Source organism: Streptomyces sp. NBRC 110611, assembly GCF_001590865.1.
Lineage (GTDB): Bacteria > Actinomycetota > Actinomycetes > Streptomycetales > Streptomycetaceae > Streptomyces.
This window is the reverse complement of record NZ_BBUY01000007.1, coordinates 62,984-88,529: the sequence shown is the minus strand read 5'-3', so window position 1 is coordinate 88,529 and position 25,546 is coordinate 62,984. Positions and strand designations below refer to the sequence as shown.

21 protein-coding genes are annotated in these 25,546 nt (G+C 71.4%); 2 read left to right on the top strand and 19 right to left on the bottom strand.

Annotation, left to right across the window (positions count from 1 at the left end; translation table 11 throughout):
• Window positions 1–60 precede the first annotated feature (60 nt).
• From AZE13_RS17510 to AZE13_RS17500, 3 genes are all read right to left on the bottom strand, one after another.
• On the bottom strand, window positions 61–1,002 hold the full coding sequence (locus AZE13_RS17510; RefSeq protein WP_066932156.1) for an RluA family pseudouridine synthase: 942 nt from the start codon (window positions 1,000–1,002) through the stop codon (window positions 61–63).
• A gap of 87 nt (window positions 1,003–1,089) precedes the next feature.
• Window positions 1,090–1,698 carry a signal peptidase II gene (gene lspA, locus AZE13_RS17505; protein ID WP_066932151.1) on the bottom strand — a complete coding sequence of 203 codons (609 nt, stop codon included), beginning with the start codon at window positions 1,696–1,698 and terminating at the stop codon, window positions 1,090–1,092.
• A gap of 133 nt (window positions 1,699–1,831) precedes the next feature.
• Window positions 1,832–2,590, bottom strand: coding sequence for a TraR/DksA family transcriptional regulator (locus AZE13_RS17500; RefSeq protein WP_066932149.1), 759 nt, complete (start codon window positions 2,588–2,590; stop codon window positions 1,832–1,834).
• Window positions 2,591–3,138: 548 nt separating this feature from the next.
• On the opposite strand from AZE13_RS17500, the gene ileS reads away from it, so the two are divergent.
• Complete coding sequence (gene ileS / locus AZE13_RS17495) at window positions 3,139–6,300, top strand: isoleucine--tRNA ligase (RefSeq protein WP_066932147.1); 3,162 nt, start codon at window positions 3,139–3,141, stop codon at window positions 6,298–6,300.
• 271 nt (window positions 6,301–6,571) lie between these two features.
• Here the strand turns inward: ileS and AZE13_RS17490 are convergent, their stop codons facing one another.
• The 16 genes from AZE13_RS17490 to rsmH all read right to left on the bottom strand — a co-directional run bounded on the left by AZE13_RS17490 (window position 6,572) and on the right by rsmH (window position 24,520).
• Window positions 6,572–7,669 carry a DivIVA domain-containing protein gene (locus AZE13_RS17490; protein WP_066932145.1) on the bottom strand — a complete coding sequence of 366 codons (1,098 nt, stop codon included), beginning with the start codon at window positions 7,667–7,669 and terminating at the stop codon, window positions 6,572–6,574.
• A gap of 49 nt (window positions 7,670–7,718) precedes the next feature.
• Window positions 7,719–8,012 (bottom strand): YggT family protein, encoded by a 294-nt coding sequence (locus AZE13_RS17485; RefSeq protein ID WP_030415214.1) that lies wholly within the window; start codon window positions 8,010–8,012, stop codon window positions 7,719–7,721.
• 73 nt (window positions 8,013–8,085) lie between these two features.
• Complete coding sequence (locus AZE13_RS17480) at window positions 8,086–8,706, bottom strand: cell division protein SepF (protein WP_066932143.1); 621 nt, start codon at window positions 8,704–8,706, stop codon at window positions 8,086–8,088.
• A gap of 123 nt (window positions 8,707–8,829) precedes the next feature.
• Window positions 8,830–9,555 (bottom strand): YggS family pyridoxal phosphate-dependent enzyme, encoded by a 726-nt coding sequence (locus AZE13_RS17475; RefSeq protein ID WP_066932141.1) that lies wholly within the window; start codon window positions 9,553–9,555, stop codon window positions 8,830–8,832.
• Window positions 9,552–10,292, bottom strand: coding sequence for a peptidoglycan editing factor PgeF (gene pgeF, locus AZE13_RS17470; RefSeq protein WP_066932140.1), 741 nt, complete (start codon window positions 10,290–10,292; stop codon window positions 9,552–9,554). Before pgeF ends, AZE13_RS17475 begins: the two co-directional genes overlap by 4 nt.
• 13 nt (window positions 10,293–10,305) lie before the next feature.
• Window positions 10,306–11,553: a cell division protein FtsZ gene (ftsZ, locus tag AZE13_RS17465; protein ID WP_066932138.1), complete on the bottom strand. Its 1,248-nt coding sequence runs from the start codon at window positions 11,551–11,553 to the stop codon at window positions 10,306–10,308.
• A gap of 282 nt (window positions 11,554–11,835) precedes the next feature.
• Window positions 11,836–12,651, bottom strand: coding sequence for a cell division protein FtsQ/DivIB (locus AZE13_RS17460; RefSeq protein ID WP_066932136.1), 816 nt, complete (start codon window positions 12,649–12,651; stop codon window positions 11,836–11,838).
• 22 nt (window positions 12,652–12,673) lie between these two features.
• On the bottom strand, window positions 12,674–13,765 hold the full coding sequence (gene murG / locus AZE13_RS17455; RefSeq protein ID WP_066932133.1) for an undecaprenyldiphospho-muramoylpentapeptide beta-N-acetylglucosaminyltransferase: 1,092 nt from the start codon (window positions 13,763–13,765) through the stop codon (window positions 12,674–12,676).
• 6 nt (window positions 13,766–13,771) lie between these two features.
• A complete protein-coding gene (gene ftsW, locus AZE13_RS17450) occupies window positions 13,772–15,160 on the bottom strand; it encodes a putative lipid II flippase FtsW (protein WP_066932131.1) in 1,389 nt (462 codons plus the stop codon).
• A 57-nt stretch (window positions 15,161–15,217) separates the two neighbouring features.
• Window positions 15,218–16,693 carry a UDP-N-acetylmuramoyl-L-alanine--D-glutamate ligase gene (gene murD, locus AZE13_RS17445; protein ID WP_066932129.1) on the bottom strand — a complete coding sequence of 492 codons (1,476 nt, stop codon included), beginning with the start codon at window positions 16,691–16,693 and terminating at the stop codon, window positions 15,218–15,220.
• The gene (gene mraY, locus AZE13_RS17440) at window positions 16,690–17,754 is read right to left on the bottom strand and encodes a phospho-N-acetylmuramoyl-pentapeptide-transferase (protein ID WP_066932705.1); all 1,065 of its coding nucleotides are present in this window, start codon (window positions 17,752–17,754) and stop codon (window positions 16,690–16,692) included. The genes murD and mraY overlap by 4 nt, the downstream gene beginning before the upstream one ends.
• A gap of 5 nt (window positions 17,755–17,759) precedes the next feature.
• Complete coding sequence (locus AZE13_RS17435) at window positions 17,760–19,202, bottom strand: UDP-N-acetylmuramoyl-tripeptide--D-alanyl-D-alanine ligase (protein WP_066932128.1); 1,443 nt, start codon at window positions 19,200–19,202, stop codon at window positions 17,760–17,762.
• A gap of 98 nt (window positions 19,203–19,300) precedes the next feature.
• On the bottom strand, window positions 19,301–21,061 hold the full coding sequence (locus AZE13_RS17430; RefSeq protein WP_066932126.1) for a UDP-N-acetylmuramoyl-L-alanyl-D-glutamate--2,6-diaminopimelate ligase: 1,761 nt from the start codon (window positions 21,059–21,061) through the stop codon (window positions 19,301–19,303).
• Window positions 21,062–21,079: 18 nt separating this feature from the next.
• Window positions 21,080–23,089, bottom strand: a complete 2,010-nt coding sequence (locus tag AZE13_RS17425; protein ID WP_066932124.1) for a peptidoglycan D,D-transpeptidase FtsI family protein — start codon at window positions 23,087–23,089, stop codon at window positions 21,080–21,082.
• 7 nt (window positions 23,090–23,096) lie between these two features.
• Window positions 23,097–23,555: a septum formation initiator family protein gene (locus AZE13_RS17420; RefSeq protein ID WP_079124101.1), complete on the bottom strand. Its 459-nt coding sequence runs from the start codon at window positions 23,553–23,555 to the stop codon at window positions 23,097–23,099.
• On the bottom strand, window positions 23,552–24,520 hold the full coding sequence (gene rsmH, locus AZE13_RS17415) for a 16S rRNA (cytosine(1402)-N(4))-methyltransferase RsmH (protein ID WP_079124100.1): 969 nt from the start codon (window positions 24,518–24,520) through the stop codon (window positions 23,552–23,554). Before rsmH ends, AZE13_RS17420 begins: the two co-directional genes overlap by 4 nt.
• Before the next feature lie 447 nt (window positions 24,521–24,967).
• On the opposite strand from rsmH, the gene AZE13_RS17410 reads away from it, so the two are divergent.
• Window positions 24,968–25,540, top strand: coding sequence for a beta-class carbonic anhydrase (locus AZE13_RS17410; RefSeq protein ID WP_066932119.1), 573 nt, complete (start codon window positions 24,968–24,970; stop codon window positions 25,538–25,540).
• Window positions 25,541–25,546: the final 6 nt, after the last annotated feature.

Genomic DNA, 25,546 nt, shown 5'->3' with positions numbered 1-25,546 from the left:
GTCGGATTCGATCACTTTCCGCCCAAGAGTGCCACGTATGGCCGGAAAACCCGGCCGGGGTCAGCTGCTCTCGTCGCGCACGGTGTCGAGGGCGCGCTGCAGATCGTCCGGATAGGCGCTCTCGAACTCGACCCAGCGGCCGTCGGAGGGGTGCTCGAAGCCCAGCCGGACCGCGTGCAGCCACTGCCGGGCGACGCCCAGCCGCTTGGCGAGGGTGGGGTCCGCACCGTAGGTCAGGTCGCCGACGCAGGGGTGGCGGTGCGCGGCCATGTGCACCCGGATCTGGTGGGTGCGCCCGGTCTCCAGCTTGATGTCGAGCAGGCTGGCCGCGCGGAACGCCTCGATGAGGTCGTAGTGGGTGACGCTCGGCTTGCCGTCGGCGGTGACCGCCCACTTGTAGTCGTGCTGCGGATGCCGGCCGATGGGCGCGTCGATGGTGCCGCTCATCGGGTCCGGGTGGCCCTGGACCAGGGAGTGGTAGCGCTTCTCGGGGACGCGCTCCTTGAACTGCCGCTTCAGGGACGTGTACGCCCGCTCGGACTTGGCGACCACCATCAGGCCGGAGGTGCCGACGTCGAGGCGGTGCACGATGCCCTGGCGCTCGGCGGCGCCGGAGGTGGAGATGCGGTAGCCGGCCGCGGCCAGCCCGCCGATGACGGTGGTGCCGGTCCAGCCGGGGCTCGGGTGGGCGGCGACGCCGACCGGCTTGACGATCACGACGATGTCGTCGTCGTCATGCACGATCTCCATGCCCTCGACGGGCTCGGCGACGATCTCCACCGGCGGCGCGGCCTGCGGCATCTCGACCTCCAGCCACGCGCCACCGCGCACCCGCTCGGACTTCATCACCTCGGCCCCGTCGACCCGGACCTTTCCGGCGGCGGCCAGCTCGGCGGCCTTCGTGCGGGAGAAGCCGAACATCCGGGCCAGCGCGGCGTCGACACGCTCGCCCTCCAGGCCGTCCGGTACGGGCAGGGTGCGGATCTCGGGAATCGTGCTCACCTTATGGAGTATGGCAGCCCTGGCGCCCCGCATCGGGGCGGGGCGGGAGCCGTGGGGGGGGGCTGCGGCTTATGGGGGGCGGCGCCGTCAGTCCTTGTGGAGCGTCCCGTCGGGGTCGAGGCCGCGGAAGGACAGGATCACGATCAGGATGCCGCCGCAGACGATCGCGGAGTCGGCGAGGTTGAAGACCGCGAAGTGCGCGGGGGCGATGAAGTCGACCACCGCGCCCTCGAAGATGCCCGGCGAGCGGAAGACCCGGTCGGTGAGGTTGCCGAAGGCACCGCCGAGCAGCAGCCCCAGCGCGATGGCCCAGGGCAGGCTGTAGAGCTTGCGGGCGATCCGGGCGATCACCACGATCACCGCGGCGGCGATGATCGTCAGGAAGATCGTCAGCGCCTCGCCGATGCCGAAGGCGGCCCCGCGGTTACGGATCACCCGGAGCTGCAGCAGCGTCCCGACGATCTCGATGGGGTCGTGGTGCTCCAGCTTGGCCACGACGAGCACCTTGCTGACCAGGTCCAGCAGGTACACGAAGCAGGCGACCAGCAGCAGCGCGGCGATCCGCCGCTTGCCGCGGCCGGCGCCGCGCTCCCGCTCCTGCCCGGCCGCCCCTCCCCCGTCGGAAGCCGGTGTCGGCTCCGCTCCGGATCCCTGCCCGGGTTCCGGCGTACCGGTGATGCGCTCCGCCTCTGCCACGTGTGAGTCCCTCAGCCCGTTGTGTCCGCGACCAGGCCGTGCCTGGCTGAACCACGAGAGTACGGCACACACGTACGGCGCCGGGCGCTACGGGTACCGCCCCGCGACCGGCCGGGTCCGGTGGCCGGCCGGCTCAGCGGCGCTCCTGCTGCTGTTTGCACTCCACACACAGCGTCGCCCGGGGGAAGGCCTGCATCCGGGCCTTGCCGATGGGGTTGCCGCAGTTCTCGCAGAGCCCGTAGGTGCCGGCGTCGAGACGGCCGAGGGCCCGCTCGGTCTGGTGGAGCATCTCGCGGGCGTTGGAGGCGAGCGCCAGCTCGTGTTCCCGGGTGATGTTCTTGCTGCCGGTGTCGGCGTCGTCGTCGCCGGCGCCGTCGCCGGAGTCGCGCATCATCCCGGCGATGGCGTCCTCGGCCGAGACGATCTCCAGGCGCAGCCGCGCCGCCTCGTCCATCAGCTCGGTGCGCGCCGCGGCGACCTCGGCCGGGGTCCAGGGGTCCTCGCCGGGCCGTACGGCGAGCTCGTCCGGCGCCGCGGCCATCGGGGCCGTGGCGAGCGCGGGACCACCGCCGTGCGCTTCGGCCGTCGCGGCCGCCGTCTTCTTCGCCACCACCGTCTTGGCTCCCGTCTTCCTCGCGGGCACCGCGGCCTTCTTGGCCGGAGCCTTCTTCGCGGTCTTCTTCGCGGCTGTCTTCGCGGCCGTCTTCTTCGCCGCCGTCTTCTTCGGAGCGGCTTTCTTCTTCTCCGCCGGCTTCTTCTCCGCCGGCTTCTTCTCCGCTGCCTTCTTCGCTGCGGCCTTCTTCGGAGCGTCGTTCTTCGGGGCAGGCTGCTTCGCGACGGCCTCGTCGGCAGGCGTCGTGCTCTTCTCCGCGGCGGTCTTTTTCGCCACCATGACCGCGCCCCTTTACGTATGTGACGTTGTTCGCGAATCGTGACGGGAACGATAAATCTCCGCACGGCGGGCGGCAACGGGACGCACCGCCCCGAAAGGCCCTGCCACCCGGCCCGGACGTGCGGTATGCCTCGGTTGTGCCCCGCTGCCCGGCCGGTAATCCGCCGGGCGGGCGGCGGGGACGGCTCCTGGCCATTCGGGTCACACCGGAATTCGGTCGGCCGCTGTCGGCGGGGCCCCGTACACTGTGGGGACAGCGACAGGCATTGATGGGACGAGTAGCGTCGTACGCAGCCGGCAGCGACCCGGGGATGGTGGAAGCCCGGGGGCGTGCACGACGTGAAGATCACCCGGAGCCGCCGGAAGAAAGTTGTGGACAGTGGGCTCCGCCCACGGGCTCGGGCCATCCAGGGCGAGTAGAACCGGCAGCGCGACCCCAATGAGGGGGCGGTGCGGCGCGCACCGCCAAGGAGGGTGGTACCGCGGGAGCCAGCGCTCTCGTCCCTCCGGACGGAGAAGCAGCAGGTGTCCGCCGGAGGAAGCCCCCGATGAGTGAGCAGCCCCTGTACCGCCAGGTACCCGCCCAGGTAGACCTCCCCGCTCTGGAGCACGCGGTGCTCGAGTTCTGGCAGGAGCAGAAGGTCTTCGCCCGTACCCTCGAGCAGTCCGGGGGACGGCCCGAGTGGGTCTTCTACGAGGGCCCCCCGACCGCCAACGGCATGCCCGGTGCCCACCACATCGAGGCCCGCGTCTTCAAGGACGTCTTCCCCCGGTTCCGCACGATGCAGGGCTACCACGTCGACCGCAAGGCCGGCTGGGACTGCCACGGCCTCCCGGTCGAGCTGGCCGTGGAGAAGGAGCTGGGCTTCAACGGCAAGAAGGACATCGAGGCGTACGGCATCGCCGAGTTCAACGCCAAGTGCCGCGAGTCGGTGACCCGCCACACCGACGCCTTCGCCGAGCTCACGACCCGCATGGGGTACTGGACCGACCTCGACGCCCCGTACCGCACGATGGACCCCGACTACATCGAGTCGGTCTGGTGGTCGCTGAAGGAGATCTTCACCAAGGGCCTGCTCGTCCAGGACCACCGCGTCGCCCCCTGGTGCCCGCGCTGCGGCACCGGCCTGTCGGACCACGAGCTGGCGCAGGGCTACGAGACCGTCGTCGACCCCTCGGTCTACGTCCGCCTGCCGCTGACCTCCGGCCCGCTCGCCGGCGAGGCGTCCCTCCTCATCTGGACGACGACCCCCTGGACACTGGTCTCCAACACGGCCGCCGCCGCGCATCCGGACGTCACCTACGTCGTCGCCACCGACGGCGAGGAGCAGCTGGTCGTCGCGGAGCCGCTCCTGGAGAAGGCCCTCGGCGAGGGCTGGACCGCCACCGGCCGGTCCTTCACCGGCCGCGAAATGGAGCGCTGGTCCTACGAGCGCCCGTTCTCCCTCGTCGAGCTGGAGGGCGCCAACTACGTCGTCAACGCGGAGTACGTCACCACCGACGACGGCACCGGTCTCGTCCACCAGGCCCCCGCCTTCGGTGAGGACGACCTCAGGACCTGCAAGGCGTACGGCCTCCCGGTGGTCAACCCGGTCCGCCCGGACGGCACCTTCGAGGAGCAGCTGGGCCTCGTCGGCGGCCAGTTCTTCAAGAAGGCCGACGAATCCCTGGTCGCCGACCTCCAGGCCCGGGGCCTGCTCTTCCAGCACATCGCCTACGAGCACAGCTACCCGCACTGCTGGCGCTGCCACACCGCGCTGCTCTACTACGCCCAGCCGTCCTGGTACATCCGCACCACCGCGGTCAAGGACGCCCTGCTCCGCGAGAACGAGAACACCAACTGGTTCCCCGAGTCGGTCAAGCACGGCCGCTTCGGCGACTGGCTCACCAACAACATCGACTGGGCGCTGTCCCGCAACCGCTACTGGGGCACCCCGCTGCCCATCTGGCGCTGCGAGGAGAACCACCTCACCTGCGTCGGCTCGCTCGCCGAGCTGACCGAGCTGACCGGCACCGACCAGTCCGGCCTGGACCCGCACCGCCCGTTCATCGACGAGATCACCTTCACCTGCACCGCCGAGGGCTGCTCGCTGGACGCCACCCGCGTCCCGGAGGTCATCGACGCCTGGTACGACTCGGGCTCGATGCCGTTCGCGCAGTGGGGCTACCCGTACCGCAACAAGGAACTGTTCGAGAAGCGGTACCCGGCGCAGTTCATCTCCGAGGCGATCGACCAGACCCGCGGCTGGTTCTACACCCTGATGGCCGTCGGCACCCTGGTCTTCGACAAGTCGGCGTACGAGAACGTGGTCTGCCTGGGCCATATCCTCGCCGAGGACGGCCGGAAGATGTCCAAGCACCTGGGCAACATCCTCCAGCCGATCCCGCTGATGGACCAGCACGGCGCCGACGCGGTCCGCTGGTTCATGGCCGCCGGCGGCTCCCCGTGGGCCGCCCGCCGGGTCGGCCACAACACCATCCAGGAGGTCGTCCGCAAGACCCTGCTGACCTACTGGAACACGGTCGCCTTCCAGGCGCTGTACGCCCGTACCTCCGGCTGGGCGCCGTCCGCCGCCGACCCGACCCCCGCCGACCGCCCGCTGCTGGACCGCTGGCTGCTCGGCGAGCTGAACACCCTGGTCGAGCAGGTCACCGACGCCCTGGAGTCGTTCGACACCCAGCGCGCGGGCAAGCTGCTGTCGGCCTTCGTCGACGACCTGTCCAACTGGTACGTCCGCCGGTCCCGCCGCCGCTTCTGGCAGGGCGACGCGGCCGCGCTGCGCACCCTCCACGAGGTCATCGAGACGGTCACCCGCCTGATGGCGCCGCTCACCCCCTTCATCACCGAGCGGGTCTGGCAGGACCTGGTCGTCCCGGTCACTCCGGACGCGCCGGACTCGGTCCACCTGTCGTCCTGGCCAGTGGCCGACCCGGCGGCCGTCGACCCGGCCCTGTCCGGGCAGATGCTGCTGGTCCGCCGACTGGTCGAGCTGGGCCGTGCCACCCGCGCCGAGTCCGGCGTCAAGACCCGTCAGCCGCTGTCCCGCGCGCTGGTCGCGGCCCATGGCTTCGCGGACCTGTCCGAGGACCTGCGGGCGCAGATCGCCGAGGAGCTCAACGTCAGCTCCCTGGCCTCCCTCACTGAATCCTCCGCTGGTCCAGCGGGCGGCGGCTCGCTCGTCGACACCACCGCCAAGGCCAACTTCCGCGCCCTCGGCAAGCGGTTCGGCAAGGGCGTCCAGGCGGTCGCCAAGGCCGTCGCCGCCGCGGACGCCGCGGCCCTCTCGCTCGCGCTGCGCGACGGCGAGGCCACGGTCGAGGTCGACGGCGAGACGATCACCCTCACGCCCGACGAGGTCATCATCACCGAAACCCCCCGCGAGGGCTGGTCGGTGGCCTCCGACGCGGGCGCCACAGTCGCCCTCGACCTGGAGATCACCCCGGAACTGCGCCGCGCGGGCCTGGCCCGTGATGCGATCCGGCTGATCCAGGAGGCCCGCAAGAACAGCGGGCTGGACGTCGCCGACCGCATCGAGCTGCGCTGGCAGTCCACGGACGACGAGGTCCGCACGGCCCTCACCGACCACGCCGGCCTGATCGCCGACGAGGTCCTCGCCACGGCCTTCGCCTCCGGCGAGCCGGACGGAGACTACGGCCCCGCCTTCACCGACGAGGCACTGGCACTGACATTCCACCTCCGTAAGGCGTAATCCCGCGGTTCGCACACCTGCCCCGGCGTCACTCGCGCCGGGGCACAGTGCTGCGCCCGTACGGTACGAACGAGCGCAGCCACCGCGTCAAAAACGGCACACACCACACACAAGGAATTCACCGCACACACGGAATGCACCGCACAAGGCGGAGGCTTCCCGGGCTTCCTGGGCTTCCTGGGCTTCCCGCGCAACGACACAAAAGGGCCGGGCCCCGAGGAAATTCCTCGGGGCCCGGCCCTGATTGCCGACGGTACGCGCTAGGCGGACCTCAGTTGTCGTCCTCGTCGATGAGGAATCCCCGCATCGGCGACGGCGTCTGCATCGGCGACGGGCTCTGCGGCCGCACCGGAGCCATCGGCTGGGTCATCGCCGGCGACATCTGCTGCTGACCGCCGTAGGACGGACCACCGCTGGACTGCCCGGCCATGGAGTGGTTGCCGCCCATCGACTGGCCGCCGCCCATGGTGTGGTTGCCGCCCATGGTGCCGGCACCGGCCGACGCCATCGACGGGGACGGCGGCAGCGAGGCGGTCGCCGGGGTCCGCGGCGGAGCCAGCGAGTCGTCCGACTGGTTCTCCAGCTGGCGCAGCTGGCTCTCCAGGTAGGACTTCAGCCGCGTACGGTACTCGCGCTCGAAGCCGCGCAGGTCCTCGACCTTGCGCTCCAGCGTCGCGCGGGCCGACTCCAGCGAGCCCATCGCCACGCGGTGCTTCTCCTGCGCGTCCCGCTCCAGCGCGTCGGCCTTGGCGCGGGCGTCCCGCTCCAGGCCCTCGGCACGGCTGCGCGCCTCGCCGACGATCTTGTTGGCCTCGGAACGGGCCTCCGCGATCGCCTGGTCGGCGGTCTGCTGTGCCAGCGACAGCACGCGGGCCGCGCTGTCACCGCCGGGGCCGCCCTGCTGGCCGCCGCCGAGCTGCGGTCCGCCGGGGCCCATCGGGCCGCCCATCGGACCGCCGGGGCCCATCGGACCGGGGCCGTGCGGGCCCTGCGGACCGGGGCCGTGGCCACCGGGACCTGGAGGCAGCTGCGGTGCACCACCGGGCAGTTGGGGCGGGCCACCCATCCCCTGCTGCTGCGGCGGGACCGGCTGCGGACCGGATATGGCGGCGGGTACCGGAGCCCCGGGACGCTGCTGCTGCTCCTGCTGCTGGTCCGGTCCCTTGCGCAGGCCCTGCTGCTGGTTCTGCGCCGCGGCACGGGTGGCGGCGGCCAGCTTGGCGCGCAGATCCTCGTTCTCCCGCAGGAGCCGGGTCAGTTCGGCTTCGACCTCATCTAGGAAGGCATCGACCTCGTCCTCGTCATAGCCTTCTCGGAGGCGGACGGTTGTGAACTGCTTGTTCCGCACGTCCTCGGGGGTCAACGGCATCTCTACTTCACCTCAACGTAGTCGTCGGCAATCGGCAAGACCGTATCGTTCACACCAACAACACCGACCTCACGACGGTGATCAGGATGTATACGATGATCATCAATACGAAGAAGGACAGGTCGAGCGCCACGCCCCCGAGACGCAGCGGCGGAATTACCCGCCGCAGAAGCTTGAGTGGCGGATCAGTGACAGTGTAGGCGGCCTCAAGAATGACCACCATCGCCTTGCCGGGTTGCCATGAACGGGCGAACTGGAACACGTAGTCCATCACCAGCCGGAAGATCAACACGATCAGGAAGCAGTACAGCGCGATATAGATCACCTGACCAGCGACACTCATCTCGCGCTTCCCTCTCCCCTTTGTCCTGCTGCTGTGTTGGCCTGTCGGCCGTGGTGTTGCCCGGTGTTGCGTCTCAGCTCTGGTTGAAGAACCCGCCCTCTGCGATACGGGCCTTGTCCTCCGCCGTGACATCGACGTTAGCAGGCGACAACAGGAACACCTTCTGCGTCACCCGCTCAATGCTGCCGTGAAGACCAAACACCAAACCGGCCGCAAAGTCGACAAGTCGCTTCGCGTCCGTGTCATCCATCTCCGTGAGATTCATGATCACCGGAGTGCCCTCACGGAAGTGTTCCCCGATGGTACGGGCTTCGTTGTAGGTCCGCGGGTGCAGCGTGGTGATGCGGTAGGGCTCCCGCTCGGACACAACCTTGGGCATGATCACCGGTGCGTTCTTCTCCAGATTCGGGCGTTCAGGTGTGATGGATGCCACGGGGGCAATTCGGGCGGGTCGTCCGCTTTCTGACGCGAGCGGGGCTGGTTCGCGCGGCGCCGGGGGCGTCACCGCCCGGACGGGTTCGTCCCGTTCCGGGAGTGTTTCGGCCTGCACTTGGTGCTGCTGCCGCCGTCCCCGATCGGGCTCCGGGTCAAGCTCGGGCTCGAACTCGTCGTCGGGGTCGAACCCCCGGCCGTCGTACCCATCGTCCTCCACGAGGCCGAGGTAGACCGCCATCTTGCGCATCGCGCCGGCCATTCTCTGCGTCCTCCGCTCTGTGGTGGATCGGCTCCGTCACCAGGGGCCTTGGATCCACGTGGCATCCCCGCTTTCTGCGGAAATGACCATATTTTGTGCTGTGGTCCGACCTGCTTGGCGACGTTACCCGAGCCGTGGTCGGACTCCGAGTACCGCAGTGCCGACGCGCACATGTGTCGCACCGGCCGCCACCGCGTCCTCGAGGTCCGCGCTCATCCCTGCGGACACCATGGTGGCAGCAGGATGGGTGGCGCGCAGGTCGGTTGAGATTTCCATGAGTCGTTCGAAAGCGGCGAGTTGGCGTCCGGCATACGGCCCGGCCAGCGGCGCGACCGTCATCACACCGTCCAGACGCAGCCCTTGGGCCGCCGCGACCGCCTCGGCGAGCGCCTCGACACCGTCGGGAGCCACCCCGCCGCGCGCCCCCTGCCGGCCCGACTCCGCGTCAAGTGCCACCTGGATCAGGCACCCCAGCTCGCGCCCGGCGCGCACCGCCTCCCTGGAGAGCGCGGTGACGAGTCTGGCCCGGTCGACCGATTGAACAATCCCGGCATAACCGGCCACGGACCGCACCTTGTTGGTCTGCAGTTGTCCAACGAAGTGCCAAGTAAGGGGCAGATCAGCGCAATCGGCGGCCTTGGGTGCCGCTTCCTGATCGCGGTTCTCCGCGACCTGGCGCACCCCCAGTTCCGCGAGCAGCCGGACATCGCTCGCGGGGTAGGTCTTGGTGACCACGATCAGTTCCACGTCGTCACGCGGCCGCCCGGCCTTGGCGCAGGCCGCGGAGATACGATCCTCCACCCGCGCCAGATTGTCCGCCAGCTGCGTTCTGCGGTCGTCGTCCGTCACCGTTCCGTCTCTCCCAGCCACACATAGCTCGCGAGCCGTCCGGTCGTACGGTCGCGCCGGTAGGAGAAGTGGTCGGCGGATTCCCGGGTACAGATGTGGGAATCCTCACGCACCACCATCCCCGCCGCGGCGAGTTGGGCCCGTACCCCCGCGGTGACGTCCACCGCCGGGGTGCCCCAGCTCGTCGTCGCGTACGCCTCGGGCACCACCGCGCTGACGTCGGCGCGCATCGCCTCCGGCACCTCGTAACAGCGCCCGCAGATCGCGGGTCCGGTGTACGCCAGGATCCGGGACGGCTCGGCGCCCAGCTTCCGCATCGCCTCGACGACCGCCGGCACCACCCCGGCGACCAGGCCGGGCCGGCCGGCATGCGCCGCCCCCGCGACCCCGGCGACCGGGTCGGCCAGCAGGACCGGGGTGCAGTCGGCGGTCAGCACGGCCAGTGCCAGGCCCCGGCGGGCCGTCACCACCGCGTCCACACAGGGGATGTCCGCCTCCCGCCACGGTCCGTCGACCACCGCCACATCCCGGCCGTGGACCTGGTTCATCCAGACCACCGCGGCCGGGTCGAGGCCGAGGGCGCCGGCCGCGCGGGCCCGGTTGGTGCGTACGGCGCGCGGGTCGTCGCCGACCGCGCCGCCCAGGTTGAGCTGCTCATACGGAGCGGCGCTCACCCCGCCCCACCTGTCGGTGAAGGCGAAGTGCGCGCCGCTCTCGTGGTGCTGTTGCCCTATCACTTCGGTGCTTTTGTCACTTCAGGAAGTCGGGAACGTCCAGTTCCTCGGCGGAGTCGGTGTACGGGCGGGCCTGGGGGACCTGGGGGGCGGCCGCGGGGGGCGCCGGTACCTCGCCCAGCGAGGAGGACTCGGCCGGGGCCGACTCCCCCGCCCGCTCGGCGGGGGCGGTCCCCGCGTCCCGGACCGGGACCGAACCCAGGCCGCCGAAGGACGAGGACGTCCGCGGCTCCGGCGGGGCGGCCGGACGGGCCGGGGCCGGTGCGGGCTCCTCACGCTTCGGGAGCGAGGCCTGCGCGTCGCGGCGGGCCGGCGGCTGGCCACCGTCGAAGCCCGCGGCGATGACCGTGACCCGGACCTCGTCGCCCAGCGCGTCGTCGATGACCGCGCCGAAGATGATGTTGGCTTCCGGGTGCGCCGCCTCGCTGACCAGCTGCGCGGCCTCGTTGATCTCGAAGAGACCGAGGTCGGAGCCGCCGGAGATGGAGAGCAGCACGCCGCGGGCGCCGTCGATGGACGCCTCCAGGAGCGGCGAGGAGATCGCCATCTCTGCGGCCGCCACCGCGCGGTCGTCGCCGCGCGCCGAGCCGATGCCCATGAGGGCCGAGCCGGCCTCCGACATCACGGACTTGACGTCCGCGAAGTCGAGGTTGATCAGGCCGGGGGTGGTGATCAGGTCGGTGATGCCCTGGACACCCGACAGCAGTACCTGGTCCGCGGACTTGAACGCGTCGAGCACGCTCACCTGGCGGTCCGAGATGGACAGCAGTCGGTCGTTGGGGATCACGATGAGGGTGTCGACCTCTTCGCGCAGCTGGGCGATGCCGTCCTCGGCCTGATTGGCGCGACGGCGGCCCTCGAAGGTGAACGGCCGGGTGACCACACCGATCGTCAGGGCGCCCAGCGAGCGCGCGATGTTGGCGACGACGGGTGCGCCGCCGGTGCCGGTGCCGCCGCCCTCGCCCGCGGTCACGAAGACCATGTCGGCCCCCTTGAGGACCTCCTCGATCTCCTCTCGGTGGTCCTCGGCCGCCTTGCGCCCCACATCCGGGTTGGCGCCGGCGCCGAGGCCGCGGGTCATTTCGCGGCCGACATCGAGCTTGACGTCGGCGTCGCTCATCAGCAGCGCCTGCGCATCGGTGTTGATCGCGATGAACTCGACGCCCTTGAGCCCGACCTCGATCATCCGGTTGATGGCGTTCACGCCACCGCCGCCGATGCCGACGACCTTGATGACTGCGAGGTAGTTCTGCGGTGCTGCCACGTCGAAGGCCTCTCGCCTCGAGTTACGTGTCGTCGCCGCACTTGCGTGTGGACGCCGACTGATGCCGATGGGACGGTCCGTGTCGCCGACCCGAACCCTAACGTTGAAGTTTAGGGTTACCTGTGTCTGTGGTCCTGGGGTCCATAGTCCCTTTGGAACGAGACACTAAGTCGACAAGGCGCGCGCGTTCAACGAACACGCCGAACCTCCCGTTTTTCTTTTCACCCTATGTGATCACCCATAGTCGTAGCCATCCAGGGTGCTGGCCTGCGACTCGGTACGTCAACTCCGCGACGCCGCCGGGGCGCTGGGGACGGAGACATCGAAGTGGCGCGCGTCACGTGCCGCTTTCAGCAGCGCGGTGAGCACCTTCGCCTTCTCGGCGCCCTGTTCGCTGCTGCCCCAGGCGACCCTGCGCCCGCCGGTCAGCTCAAGGGTGATCGAGTCGTACGACCGTACCCGGACCGTGCGGACGTCCCGGTGCACGGCCGCGGACAGATCCCGGGCGGCCTCGGCCCCGGCGCGCCGCAAACGGTCGTTTCCGAACCGGCGCGGACCGGGGAAGTCCGAAACGGCCAGTTCCAGCAGCGGAACGCCCTGGGGCGCGGTGGCCACGGTGGCGAACCGGACGCCCTCGATGTCCACTTCGACGAACTTTCCGTCCTCGCGCATCACGAGTTCCGGCGTTCTCTCGGTCACCTTCAGACCGATCGTGTCCGGCCAGGACCGTTCGACGTCAACGCTCTTGACCCGTGGCAGCCGGGACGTCACCCGGCGCGCCATCGCATCCGTATTCACCGAAATGAGCGGTGTGTCCATCGGGGCGTCCGCGGCGGCCACGACCTCACGCGGGGTCAGCACATCGGTGCCGGTGGCCTCGACGCGCGCCACCCGGAACCAGTCCGAGGCGTACAGGGCCCAGGCCCCGAACCCGCCCAGCAGCACCGCGAGGACCGTGATGATGATCAGACCACGACGGCCCGGCGCGCGGAACCGGACGCGCGCCCACCGGAGTCTTCGTCCGGTGGGCGCCCCGGCGGAGGGCGGGCCGGGCCGTGACTTCTTCTCGCCGCGCCGGGCGGTCGTCGGTCCGGCCACGCTCCCTGCCCTCTCTCGCGCGCTACTTGCGGTGCTGCTCGATCGCCTCGTACACCATGCCGACCAGCAGCTCGTCGGCGTCCCGGCGGCCGAACTCCGAGGCCGCGCGGGACATCTCGTACAGCCGGTGCGGATCCGACAGGACGGGGAGCACGCTGCTCTGCACCCAGTCCGGGGTCAGCTGGGCGTCGTCGACCAGCAGGCCTCCGCCGGCGTTGACCAGCGGCTGGGCGTTCAGCCGCTGTTCGCCGTTGCCGATGGGCAGCGGGACGAAGGCGGCGGGCAGCCCGACGGCGGACAGCTCGGCGACGGTCATCGCGCCCGCGCGGCAGAGCATCATGTCGGCCGCGGCGTAGGCGAGATCCATCCGGTCCACGTACGGTACCGGGACATAGGGGGGCATGCCGGGCATGTTGTCCACATGCGGCAGTTCGTTCTTCGGGCCGACCGCGTGCAGCACCTGGATCCCGGCCCGCTGCAGCGCCGGAACGGTGGCCTGGATGACCTCGTTCAGCCGGCGGGCGCCCTGGGAACCGCCGGACACCAGGAGCGTCGGCAGGTTGGGGTCGAGGCCGAACGCGGCGCGCGCCTCGGGGCGGACCGCGGCCCGGTCGAGGGTGGCGATGGTGCGGCGCAGCGGGATGCCGACGTACCGGGCGCCGCGCAGCTTGCTGTCCGGCGTGCTGACGGCGACGAACTTGGCGTACCGCGAGCCGATCTTGTTGGCCAGGCCGGGGCGGGCGTTGGCCTCGTGGACGACGATCGGCACGCCGAGCCGCTTGGCGGCCAGGTATCCGGGCAGCGCCACGTAGCCGCCGAAGCCGACCACGCAGTCCGCCTTGGTGCGCTCCAGGATCTGCTCGGCGGCCTTGATGGTGCCGCGCAGCCGCCCGGGGACGGTGATCAGTTCGGGCGTGGGCTTGCGCGGCAGCGGTACGGCCGGGATGAGACCGAGCTCATAGCCGCGCTCCGGGACGAGCCGGGTCTCCAGGCCCCGCTCCGTGCCGAGTGCCGTGATCCCCACGGTGGGGTCCTGCCTCCGCAGGGCGTCCGCGAGGGCGAGCGCGGGCTCGATGTGGCCGGCGGTCCCCCCACCGGCGAGTACGACATGCACCGAAATTCACCGCTCTCCGGACGGCCGCTTCTTGACGCGCCGTCTCATCGTCTTCCATCTCACCCCAGCCGGTTTTCTGCCGAAGACCGGCTGCCGCATGGCCAACGCCGCCCGTGCGGCGGGCTCGTCACGCGCGAAGGCGATCAGCAGCCCGACGGCGAACATCGTCGGCAGCAGGGCGGAGCCTCCGTAGGAGAACAGCGGGAGCGGGACACCGGCGATCGGCAACAGGCCGAGCACCGCACCGATATTGATCACGGCCTGGGCCGTGATCCAGGTGGTCACGCCGCCCGCGGCGTACCGTACGAAGAGGTCCTCCGTGCGTCCGGCCACGCGGATACCCGCATAGCCTAGAGCCGCGAAGAGGGCGAGCACCGACAGCGTCCCCGCCAGCCCCAGTTCCTCCCCGGTGATGGCGAAGATGAAGTCGGTGTGCGGTTCAGGGAGTTCACCCCATTTTTCCATACTCGCGCCGAGACCGGAACCGAAGAATCCGCCTGAGGCCAGGGCGTAGATCCCGTGCACGGCCTGCCAGCACTGGTCACCGGGCCCCGGATCGGTCGCGCCGATACAGGCCAGCCGGGACATCCGGTTGGCGCTGGTCGCGATCAGCAGCGCGCCGATCACCGCGGCCGAGCCCAGCACCCCCACGAACAGCCGGGTCGGCGCACCGGCCAGCCACAGCAGCCCGAAGAGGATCGCCGCGAGGATGATCGCGGTGCCCATGTCACCGCCGAGCATGATCAGCCCGAGCAGCAGGAAGGCCACCGGGACCAGCGGCACCAGCAGGTGCTTCCACTGCCCCAGCAGCTTCTTGTCGTGCTTGCGGGCCAGCAGGTCGGCGGCCCACAGGACCAGCGCGAGCTTGCCGAACTCGCTCGGTTGCATCTGGAAAGGCCCGCCGATGCTGAGCCAGTTCCGGTTGCCGTTGACCGTGACCCCGACGTCCGGGATCTGCACCAGGACCATCAGGAACACCGTGACCGCCAGCAGCGGATAGGCCAGCGTACGGTGCACCCGTACCGACCCCCGCGCGGCGAACAGCAGCAGCACGCCCCCGAGCACGGCGGCGATCAGCTGCTTGCGGAAGAAGTACGTCGGGGCGAGACCGGACTGCAGCGCCTTGATCTGGGACGCCGAGTAGACCATCACCAGTCCCAGGACCGTGATCAGCAGACTGCCGCCGAGGATGAGGTAGTACGCGGTCAGCGGACGGTCCCAGGCCCGCCGCAGCCGGGTGTGCAGCCTCCGGGGGCCGCCGCGCGGCGGGCGGGCGCCGGCGGTCCGGCGCGGCGGACGGGCCGGAGCCCGGCCGGCTCTGGAGGTCTTCCCCCCGCCCGCCCGCGCTGACTGGTTCCCGCCCGCCCGCCCCGTCTTCGCCGATCGGGCCGTCATCCTCGTCCCTCCAGGGATCCGCGCCGTCGGGTCACGGCGGCAGCGGGGAGAAACCGGCTAGTGATCCTGTGCGGTCAGGGCAGTGACCGCGGCGGCGAAGGCGTCGCCCCGCTTGTTGTAATTGACGAACATGTCCATCGAGGCACAGGCCGGAGCCAGCAGCACGGTGTCCCCGGGCTCGGCCAGGCGGGTCGCTTCCCGTACCGCCTGAGACATCGCCCCAGTGTCGGTCCGGTCGAGGTCGGCCACCGGCACATCGGGGGCGTGTCGCGCCAGGGCTTCGCGAATCAGCGCCCGATCGGCGCCGATCAGCACCACTCCGCGCAGCCGGTCCGCCGCCCCGCGCACCAGGTCGTCGAAGGTCGCGCCCTTGGCGAGCCCGCCGGCGATCCACACGATGCGCTCGTACGCCGCCAGCGACGCCTCGGCGGCGTGCGTGTTGGTGGCCTTGGAGTCGTCGATGTACGTGACGCCGCCGACCTCCGCGATGTGCTGGATGCGGTGCGCGTCCGGGCGGAAGGCGCGCAGTCCGTCGCGTACCGCGCTCGCCGGCACCCCGAAGGCCCGGGCCAGCGCCGCCGCCGCGAGGGCGTTGGCGATGTTGTGCGGTGCCGCCGTGCCCGACGGGGGCGCGAGGTCCGCGACCTCGGCCAGCTCCTGCGCCTGCTGGTGCCGGTTCTCGACGAAGGCGCGGTCGACGAGGATGCCGTCCACGACGCCCAGCTGGGAGGGGCCCGGCGTGCCGAGGGTGAAGCCGATGGCCCGGCAGCCCTCCTCGACGTCGGCCTCCCGGACCAGGTCCTCGGTCGCCGGGTCGGCGACGTTGTAGACGCAGGCGACGGTGTTGCCCTCGTAGATCCGGCCCTTGTCGGCGGCGTACGCCGCCATCGAGCCGTGCCAGTCGAGGTGGTCGGGGGCGAGGTTGAGGACCGCCGCGGAGTGCGCGCGGACCGACGGCGCCCAGTGCAGCTGGTAGCTGGAGAGCTCGACGGCGAGCACGTCGTACGGCTCGTCGGAGAGCACGACGTCGACCAGCGGGACGCCGATGTTGCCGACCGCGGCGGTGCGCAGACCGGCCGCTTCCAGGATCGACGCCAGCATCCGGACGGTGGTGGTCTTGCCGTTGGTGCCGGTGACCGCCAGCCAGGGGGCCGCGCCGGGTCCGCGCAGCCGCCAGGCCAGCTCCACATCGCCCCACACCGGAACGCCGGCCTGCTCGGCGGCGAGGAACAGCGGGCTGGTGGGCTTCCACCCGGGGGTGGTGACGACCAGCTCCGTGCCCTCGGGCAGCCCCGCGGCGGAGCCGCTGTCAGATGCAGTTCCGTTGCCGAGGCGGACGGTCACCCCGAGCGCCTCCAGCTCGGCGGCCTGGGCGCGCTCGCGCTCACCGTCGCCGCTGTTGACGACGGTGACACGGGCGCCGAGGCCGGCCAGGGCGCGGGCGGCGGGCACACCGCTCACGCCCAGGCCGGCGACGGTGATCCGCCGGCCGGCGAACTCCGCGGGGGTCCGGATCGGGTCGTACGTGGTCACTTCGCCGCCTGCCAGCCGCCGTAGAAGATGCCGAGTCCCACGATGACGCACATGCCCTGGATGATCCAGAACCGGACCACCACAAGGACTTCCGACCACCCCTTGAGTTCGAAGTGGTGCTGGAGCGGCGCCATCCGGAAGACCCGCTTACCGGTGAGCCGGAAGGATCCGACCTGGATGACCACGGACATCGTGATCAGGACGAAGAGACCGCCGAGGACGGCCAGCAGCAGCTCCGTACGGGAGCAGATCGCCAGACCCGCCAGCGCGCCGCCGAGGGCCAGCGAGCCGGTGTCGCCCATGAAGATCTTGGCGGGCGAGGTGTTCCACCACAGGAAGCCGAAGCAGGCGCCCATCAGGGCGGAGGCGACCACCGCGAGGTCGAGCGGGTCACGGACCTCGTAACAGCCCGGGCCCGCGGTGGGCACGTTGGCGCAGGACTCCTGGTACTGCCAGATGCCGATGAACGTGTACGCACCGAAGACCATCACCGAGGCGCCGGTGGCCAGGCCGTCGAGGCCGTCGGTGAGGTTCACGCCGTTGGACATCGCCAGGATCATGAACAGCGCCCAGATCACGAAGATCACCGGGCCGATCTGCCAGCCGAAGTCCTGGGTGAAGGACAGCCGGTCCGAGGCCGGGGTCTGTCCGCGGGTGTCGGCGAACTGCAGCGAGAGCACCGCGAAGGCGATACCGACGATCAGCTGACCGGCCATCTTCGCCTTGGCCCGCAGGCCCAGCGACCGCTGCTTGACGATCTTGATGTAGTCGTCGAGGAAACCGACCAGGCCCATCCCCGCGAAGAGGAAGAGCACCAGCACACCGGAGAAGGTCGGATCGCTGGAGGTGATCACCTTCGTCAGGGCGTACGCGATGATCGTGGCCAGGATGAAGGAGATACCGCCCATGGTGGGCGTGCCCTTCTTGCTGCCGTGGGTCCGCGGGCCGTCATCGCGGATGAACTGCCCGTACCCCTTCTTGGCCAGCAGCTTGATCAGCAGCGGGGTGCCGATCAGGGTCAGGAAGAGCCCGATCATTCCGGAGAAGAGGATCTGCTTCATCGAGTTCATCGGGACGCGGCTCCGCCCTCAGCGCCCATCGGGCCCCCGTCGTCCAGCAATGCCGCGGCGACCCGCTCCAGCCCCACCGACCTGGACGCCTTCACCAGCACGACGTCTCCTGGCCGCAGCTCGCTGCGCAACAGGTCGACCGCCGCCCGCGTGTCGGACACGTGCACCGACTCCTCACCCCACGAACCCTCGTTCTTGGCGCCCATGTCGAGCCAGGCCGCTTCCCTGCCGCCGACCGCCACGAGCTTGCTGACGTTGAGCCGGACGACCAGCCGTCCGACCGCGTCGTGTTCGGCAAGTGACTCCTCGCCGAGCTCGGCCATCTCACCGAGCACCGCCCACGTACGGCCGCCCCCCGCCTTGCCGGCGGCGCCCATGGCGACCAGCGCGCGCAGCGCCGCTCGCATGGACTCGGGGTTCGCGTTGTAGGCGTCGTTGACGACCGTCACACCGTCCGCGCGCTCGGTGACCTCCATCCGCCAGCGGGAGAGCGTGCCGGCTTCGGAGAGCGCGGTGGCGATCTCGTCCACGGGCATGCCCAGCTCATGGGCGACGGCGGCCGCGGCGAGCGCGTTCGACACGTGGTGCTCACCGTACAGCCGCATGGTCACATCACCGCACCCGGAGGGTGTGTGAAGCGTGAAGGCGGGCTGTCCGCGCTCGGTGAGCCGGACATTCCCGGCGCGTACGGCGGCGTCCGCGGCCTCGCCGAACAGGACCGTGCGGGCCTTCGTCCGCGCGGCCATGGCGCGGACGTACGGGTCGTCGGCGTTGAGTACGGCCACTCCCCCGTCCTCGGCCGGGGGCAGCGACTCGACGAGTTCGCCCTTTGCCTCGGCAATCCGCTCACGGCCGCCGAACTCGCCGACGTGCGCGGAACCGACGTTGAGCACCACGCCGATCCGCGGTGGGGTCAGCTCGGCGAGGTAGCGGATGTGGCCGACACCGCGGGCGCCCATCTCCAGCACCAGGTGCCGGGTGGCCCCGTCGGCCCGCAGCGCGGTCAGCGGCAGCCCGATCTCGTTGTTGAGGTTGCCCTCCGGCCAGACGGTCGGGCCGTGCCGCTGCAGCAGCTGCGCGATCAGGTCCTTGGTGCTGGTCTTCCCGGCCGAGCCGGTCAGGCCGACGACGGTGGTGCCCAGCCGCCCGACGACGGCGCGGGCGAGTGCGCCGAGCGCGGCGGTGACGTCGTCGACCACGATCGCGGGGACGCCGACGGGGCGGGCGGCCAGTACGGCCACGGCGCCCGCCTCGACGGCACCCGGCGCGAAGTCATGGCCGTCGGCGCGTTCCCCGGCGAAGGCCACGAACAGGCCGCCGGGGCGTACCGCCCGGGAGTCCGTGACGACCGGACCGGTGACCTGGCGGCCGGGGTCCGGTATGTCGTGCTGCTGCCCGCCGACGATGCTCGCGATCTCGGCGAGGGAAAGGGAGATCACAGCTCACCCCCGGGGAGGGGACGAGGGGCCCGAAGGGCTTCCACCGGAGGGCGGTGGGCGATGGGCGGGCGGAAGGATTGTGCGCGCATGGCGGTGTGTCATCCCTGGTGGTTCGGCTGCGGTGACGCGTGCGACGACTGCGGCCGCGGCGACCGCAGCGAGTCCTCGATGGCGTCGCGCAGCACCTGGCGGTCGTCGAAGGGGCGGACCACTCCGGCGATGTCCTGGCCCTGCTCATGGCCCTTGCCCGCGACGATCACGGTGTCGCCGGGCTCGGCGCGGGCGACGGCCGCGGCGATGGCGGCGGCCCGCTCCTCCTCGACCAGCACCGTGCCGCGTTCGTGGACCGGCACCTCCGCGGCGCCCGCCAGCATCGTGGCGAGGATCGCGAGCGGGTCCTCGTTGCGCGGGTTGTCGGAGGTCAGGATGGCCGTGTCGGCGAGGCGCGCGACCGCGGCGCCCATGGGGGCGCGCTTGTGCGGGTCGCGGTCGCCGCCGCAGCCGAGCACGGCGTGCAGCTTGCCGTCGGTGACCTTGCGCAGGGCGCGCAGGACCGATTCGACGGCGTCGGTCTTGTGGGCGTAGTCGACCACCGCCAGGTAGGGCTGGCCGGCGTCGACGCGCTCCAGCCGGCCGGGCACGCCGGGCACCGCGGCCACACCGTCGGCGGCGGTCTGCGGGTCGACGCCGGCGACGACCAGCGAGACGATCGCGGCGAGCGCGTTGGCGACGTTGAACGGGCCGGCGATCGGGGACGCGGCGCGCAGCGTCCGCCCCTCCGGGCCGTGCACGGTGAAGGTCGAGCCGAGCGCGCCGACCTCGACGTCGGCGGCGCGCCAGTCGGCGTCCGGGTGGCCCTCGGCGGAGAAGGTGGTGACCGGGACCTCGGACTCGCCCGCGGCCAGCCGCTTTCCGTACTCGTCGTCGAGGTTCACCACTCCGGCCCGGCTGCGGGCCTTGGTGAACAGCTGGGCCTTGGCCTGGAAGTAGTCCTCCATGCCGGAGTGGAACTCCATGTGTTCCGGGCTGAGGTTGTTGAAGATCGCCACGTCGAAGACGCAGCCGTCGACCCGGCCCAGCACCAGGGCGTGGCTGGAGACCTCCATGGCCAGGGCACGGACGCCGCGCTCGCGCATCACCGCGAAGAGCGCCTGCAGGTCGGTGGCCTCGGGGGTGGTCCGCTCGGACTTGATGCGCTCGTCGCCGATCCGCGTCTCGACGGTGCCGATCAGGCCGGTGAGTCCCCCCTCGGGCCGCTGCGCCGCCGCGGCCCGCAGCCCTCCCTCGATGAGGTACGCGGTGGTGGTCTTGCCGGATGTGCCGGTGATGCCGATCTGGAGCAGGTCCTCACCCGGGGTGCCGTAGATCGAGACGGCCAGGGCGCCCATCCGTGCCCGCGGGTTCTCGACGGCCAGGACCGGCAGTCCGGTCGCGGCGGCGCGCTCGGCGCCCGCCGGGTCGGTCAGGACCGCCGCGGCGCCGAGGTCGGCGGCCTGGGCGACGAAGTCGGCGCCGTGCAGACGGGCTCCGGGCAGCGCGGCGTAGACGTCACCGGGGCGGACCGCCCGGGAGTCGTGGGTGATGCCGGTGACGGAGACCTCCGCACGGGGTGCCGCGGGGGCCGGGATCCCCAGCTGCTCGGCGAGGTCCGCCAGGGGGGTGGGGCGGACCTGCTCGGGGCGCGGCGCTCCGGGGTATGTGCCGGGGCCACCTCGCTCAGCGGGCTGGGTTTTCGGGGACTGATCAGAGCGTGACACGGCGGTGAGCGTACCGGGCCGGTCGGTCCCGGGGCGAAGTGAGGGCCGGTTGGAGGTGCGGTCGAGCGGTTCCGGGGGGCCGTCGGGAGTGATGGTCGTCACGGCGGAATTGCCTCGATTTCATTGGCCTGGCGTGAAGGTGACCGGCAGCCGCGGGGGCTTGGCGCCGGTCGGCGGTACCTGGAGGGTTTTCAGCGCGAACGCCATGACCTGCTGGTAGATCGGGCCGCAGACCTGGCCGCCGAAGTAGCTGCCCCTGGTGGGGTTCTGGACGGCACAGTAGACCGTGATCCGGGGCTTGTCGGCGGGTGCGAACCCGGCGAAGGAGGCGGTGTAGCCGTGGTAGCGGCCGGTCCTGGGGTCCACCCGGTTGGAGGTGCCGGTCTTGCCGCCGACCCGGTAGCCGTCGATCTTCGCCTTCGTGCCGGTGCCCTCCTCGTCGTCCACCACCGACTCCAGCATGGTGGCCAGCGTGCGCGCGGTCTCCTGGCTGACCACGCGGTTCCGGTCGGGGCGGGGCGCCGGTGTGTAGTGGCCGTCGGGCCCGGTGGAGCCGCGGACCAGGGTGGGGGCGATGCGCTCGCCGCCGTTGGCGATCGTGGAGTAGACGGAGGCGGCCTGCACGGCGTTCAGGGACAGCCCCTGGCCGAACGGGATGGTGTACTGCTGCGAGGTGTTCCACCTGCCCGGCTGGGCCAGGATGCCGGCGGTCTCGCCCGGGAAGCCCAGCCCGGTCGGCTTTCCGATGCCGAATTTGCGCAGGTAGGAGTAGAGGATCTGGTTGGACTCGGCCTGGCTGCGGCCGAGCTGGCCGGTGGCGAGGATCGTGCCGATGTTGCTGGACTTGGCGAGCACGCCGTTGAGGGTGAGGTGCCAGGTGGGGTGGTCCACGTCGTCGGCGAAGAGCCGGTCGCCGCGGTGCAGCCGGTTGGGCACGGTGACCCGGGTGAGCGGGGTGGCGACGCCCTCCTCGAGGACCGCGGCCATGGACATCAGCTTGCTGGTGGACCCGGGCTCGAACGCGTCGGACAGCGCGGGGTTGCCCAGCGACTCCGGGTCGGCCCGGGAGATGTCGTTGGGGTCGAACGCCGGGGAGTTGGCCAGCGCCAGGATCTCCCCGCTGCGGGTGTCCTGGACGACGACATAACCGCGGTCGGCCCCTGACGCGGCGACCTGCCGGCTGATGGCCTTCTGGGCCGCCCACTGGATGTCGCGGTCGAGGGTCAGCTCGACGTCCGTACCGGGGACCGCGGGGTGCACCTGGGTGTCGGCGGTGGGGACCCGCCGGCCGCCGGACTGGGCGTAGACGAGCTTGCCGTCCTCGCCGGCCAGCCGCGCGTCGAGCTTCCCCTCCAGACCGCCGAGCCCCTTGCCCTCGCCGTTGACGAAGCCGAGGACGCCGGAGGCGAGGGTCTTGCCGGGGTAGAGGCGCTTGCTGTGTTTGTCGGCGAAGATCCCGACCAGGACGTTGGGGCGGGGCGCGTTCCTGGGCGCGGCGGCCGCCTTGGCGTCGAGGGTCTTGCGGAGGTCTTTGATCCGCTTCCACACCTGCGGGCTCTGCTGCCGGGCGAGCAGGACGTAGCGCGACGTGGGCCGGTCGAGCTTCTTGGCGAGGGTGACCCGGTCCACGTGGAGGATGGGCGCCAGCAGCTCGGCGGCCCGCCGCGGGGCGTCACCGGTCTTGATCTTGTCGGGCGCCAGCAGGCTCGGGTCGGCGGTGATGTCGTACGCGTCGACGGTGGTGGCGAGGTTCACGCCGTGGCGGTCGGTGATCGCACCGCGCTCGGCGGCCAGCTTGACCGGGACGTAGCGGTTCTCGTTGGCCTTGGCGGCGTACGCCCCGGCGTCCACGGCCTGCACCTGGAAGAGCCGCACGACGAAGGCGAGCATCACCACCGTCAGCCCGAGGGCGACCAGCCGCAGCCGGGGGCGTGGGCTGGCGAGCCGGAGCGGCGGGGTACCGGAGCGGGGGCGGCCCTGGCCCTGGGCGGGGCGGCGGGCGGCGGGCCGGGCGGTGCCCCGCTTCGGCGCGGGCCGCTTGGCGGCGGCCGGGCGGCCGGTGCGCTGCGGGGCGCGGGCGCCGCGCTGGGCGGGACGCGGTACCCGGCGGGGATCCCTGGGCTCGGTCATGCCGCGGTCACCTGCTGGAGGTCGTCGGGGAGGGGGCGGGCGCCGGGCGGGCGGGCGCGCCCCGCTTGGCGGGGGTGCTCAGCCGTGCCCCCTGGGAGGTGGCCACCCCCGGCTTGCCGAGCACCCGCCCGTCGGGGAGCAGGAACACCGGGGCGCCACCGGGGACCATCCCCAGCTCGCGGGCGCGCCGCTCCAGCGCACCCGGGGCGGAGGAGGCGTCCACCTCCTGTTGCAGCGCCTGCTGTTCGTCCCGCAGCTCGGCGGTCCTCCGCTCCAGCTCGCTCAGTTCGAACGAGCCCTGGTTGAGGGCGGAGTTGAGCAGCAGCAGCGTGATCAGGCCGGAGCCGAGCAGCACCACGACGAGCAGTACGAAGGGGGTGCGCGCCGCGGTGCCGGGGGCAGCCGAGGAGGGGAACAGCCCGGAGAGCCGTTTCTGCCTGCCTCGCGGCCGCCCCTGGCCTCTCACGCGGTGTCCTGGACGTTCTCGCGGATGCGCTCCGCGCCGCGCAGCCGGGCGGGGGCGGCCCGGCGGTTCTCGGCGATCTCCTCCTCCGTGGGAAGCTCGGCGCCGCGGGTCAGCAGCCTCAGGCGGGGCTGGTAGCGCTCGGGCACGACCGGCAGCCCGGGCGGCGCCGTGCTGCTCGCACCGGCCGCGAAGACCTGCTTGACCAGGCGGTCCTCCAGCGAGTGGTACGCGAGCACGGCGATCCGGCCGCCCACCGCCAGGGCGTCGACGGCGGCCGGAATGGCGCGCTCCACGCACGCCAGCTCCCCGTTGACCTCGATGCGCAGCGCCTGGAACGTGCGCTTGGCGGGGTTGCCGCCGGTGCGCTTGGCGGCCTGCGGAAGCGCGTCCCGGATCAGCTCGACGAGGCGCGCGCTGTTCGTGAACGGCTCCTTGGCGCGCTCCCGGACGATGGCCGCGACGATCCGCTTGGCCTGCTTCTCCTCCCCGTAGGAGCGCAGGATCCGCACCAGCTCACCGGGCGGGTAGGTGTTGAGTACCTCGGCGGCGCTGACACCGGTCGTCTGGTCCATCCGCATGTCCAGCGGGGCGTCCTGGGCGTACGCGAAGCCGCGGTCGGCCTCGTCCAGCTGCATGGAGGAGACCCCGAGGTCGAACAGCACACCCTGGACGTGCGGGATCCCCAGCCGGGCGAGGACGTCGGGAAGCTCGTCGTAGACGGCGTGCACCAAGGTGGCGCGGTCGCCGTAGGGGGCGAGCCGCTCGCCCGCGAGCTTCAGGGCGGCCGGGTCGCGGTCGAGTGCGACCAGCCGGACCGACGGGAACGCGGCGAGCAGCGCCTCGCTGTGCCCCCCGAGGCCGAGCGTGCAGTCGACGACGACCGCACCGGGCTCGGAGAGCGCGGGGGCGAGCATGTCCAGACACCGCTGGAGCATGACGGGTACGTGGCGAGTGTTGCTGCTCATGCGCCTTCCGATGGTGGGCGGCAGGCGGGTCCCCGGCCGCCGGCTGGGAGACGCCGCACGTACCGCTTGGTCCCCGCCCGCTCTGAAGGGGAAGTGGCCCTCCGGCGACGGGGAAGTGACGTCGGAGACCCAAGGGAGCGGGAGGAGGCCGAGCCGTACGTGCACTTCGCGCACGCGAGGAATTCGGTATCCAAGGAGAGCGTCACGCCTCCCACTTCGCGCCACTTTAGTCGACCGGCTGTCGCGGTCAATCAACCGGTCGCGCGCGTCCCCGGGCGGCTTTTCCACGGGCCTTCCGACGGGCTTCTCACCCGGACGGCGCCCGGACGGCGGGACCCGCACGGCCCTGTGGATTACCTCACAACGAGCGTCCTCGCGCCCCCGTCCCGCCCCCGATGTCCGGCGTCGTACCCGGCTGAAACCGGCCAGGACGATTACCGTGAACACATGCCCATACCAGCGTCGCAGCCGCTCCCGCCGTCCGCCGACAGCGCCGCCGCCGGTGCCGGTGACCGTACCGGCACCGCCGTCACCGACAACCTCGTCGAGGCGAACCGGCACTACGCCGCCGCCTTCGAGGACCCCGGAATGGACGCCCGTCCCGTCCTCAAGGTCGCCGTCGTGGCCTGCATGGACGCCCGCCTCGACCTGCACGCCGCCCTCGGTCTCGAGCTCGGCGACTGCCACACCATCCGCAATGCCGGGGGTGTGGTCACCGACGACATCATCCGTTCCCTGACGATCAGCCAGCGGGCGCTCGGCACCCGCTCGGTCGTCCTCATCCACCACACCGGCTGCGGTCTGCTCGACCTCACCGAGGACTTCCGGCACGAGCTCGCGGCCGAGGTGGGCCAGCGCCCCACCTGGGCCGTCGAGGCGTTCAAGGACCTCGACGAGGACGTCCGGCAGTCCATGCAGCGGGTGCGCACCTCGCCCTTCCTCCCTCACACCGACGACGTCCGCGGCTTTGTGTTCGACGTGCACAGCGGTCTGCTGCGGGAGATCGATCCGCGGCCCTGACCCACA

What these genes read in the sequence shown, in the direction of transcription:
- ileS (WP_066932147.1), top strand. Translation starts at nt 3,139, where the DNA reads ATGAGTGAGCAGCCCCTGTACCGCCAGGTACCCGCCCAGGTAGACCTC.
- AZE13_RS17485 (WP_030415214.1), bottom strand. Translation starts at nt 8,012, where the DNA reads ATGAGTGTCGCTGGTCAGGTGATCTATATCGCGCTGTACTGCTTCCTG.
- mraY (WP_066932705.1), bottom strand. Translation starts at nt 17,754, where the DNA reads ATGAAGCAGATCCTCTTCTCCGGAATGATCGGGCTCTTCCTGACCCTG.
- AZE13_RS17425 (WP_066932124.1), bottom strand. Translation starts at nt 23,089, where the DNA reads ATGACCGAGCCCAGGGATCCCCGCCGGGTACCGCGTCCCGCCCAGCGC.
- ftsW (WP_066932131.1), bottom strand. Translation starts at nt 15,160, where the DNA reads ATGACGGCCCGATCGGCGAAGACGGGGCGGGCGGGCGGGAACCAGTCA.
- AZE13_RS17500 (WP_066932149.1), bottom strand. Translation starts at nt 2,590, where the DNA reads ATGGTGGCGAAAAAGACCGCCGCGGAGAAGAGCACGACGCCTGCCGAC.
- AZE13_RS17480 (WP_066932143.1), bottom strand. Translation starts at nt 8,706, where the DNA reads ATGGCCGGCGCGATGCGCAAGATGGCGGTCTACCTCGGCCTCGTGGAG.
- rsmH (WP_079124100.1), bottom strand. Translation starts at nt 24,520, where the DNA reads ATGAGCAGCAACACTCGCCACGTACCCGTCATGCTCCAGCGGTGTCTG.
- AZE13_RS17490 (WP_066932145.1), bottom strand. Translation starts at nt 7,669, where the DNA reads ATGCCGTTGACCCCCGAGGACGTGCGGAACAAGCAGTTCACAACCGTC.
- AZE13_RS17410 (WP_066932119.1), top strand. Translation starts at nt 24,968, where the DNA reads ATGCCCATACCAGCGTCGCAGCCGCTCCCGCCGTCCGCCGACAGCGCC.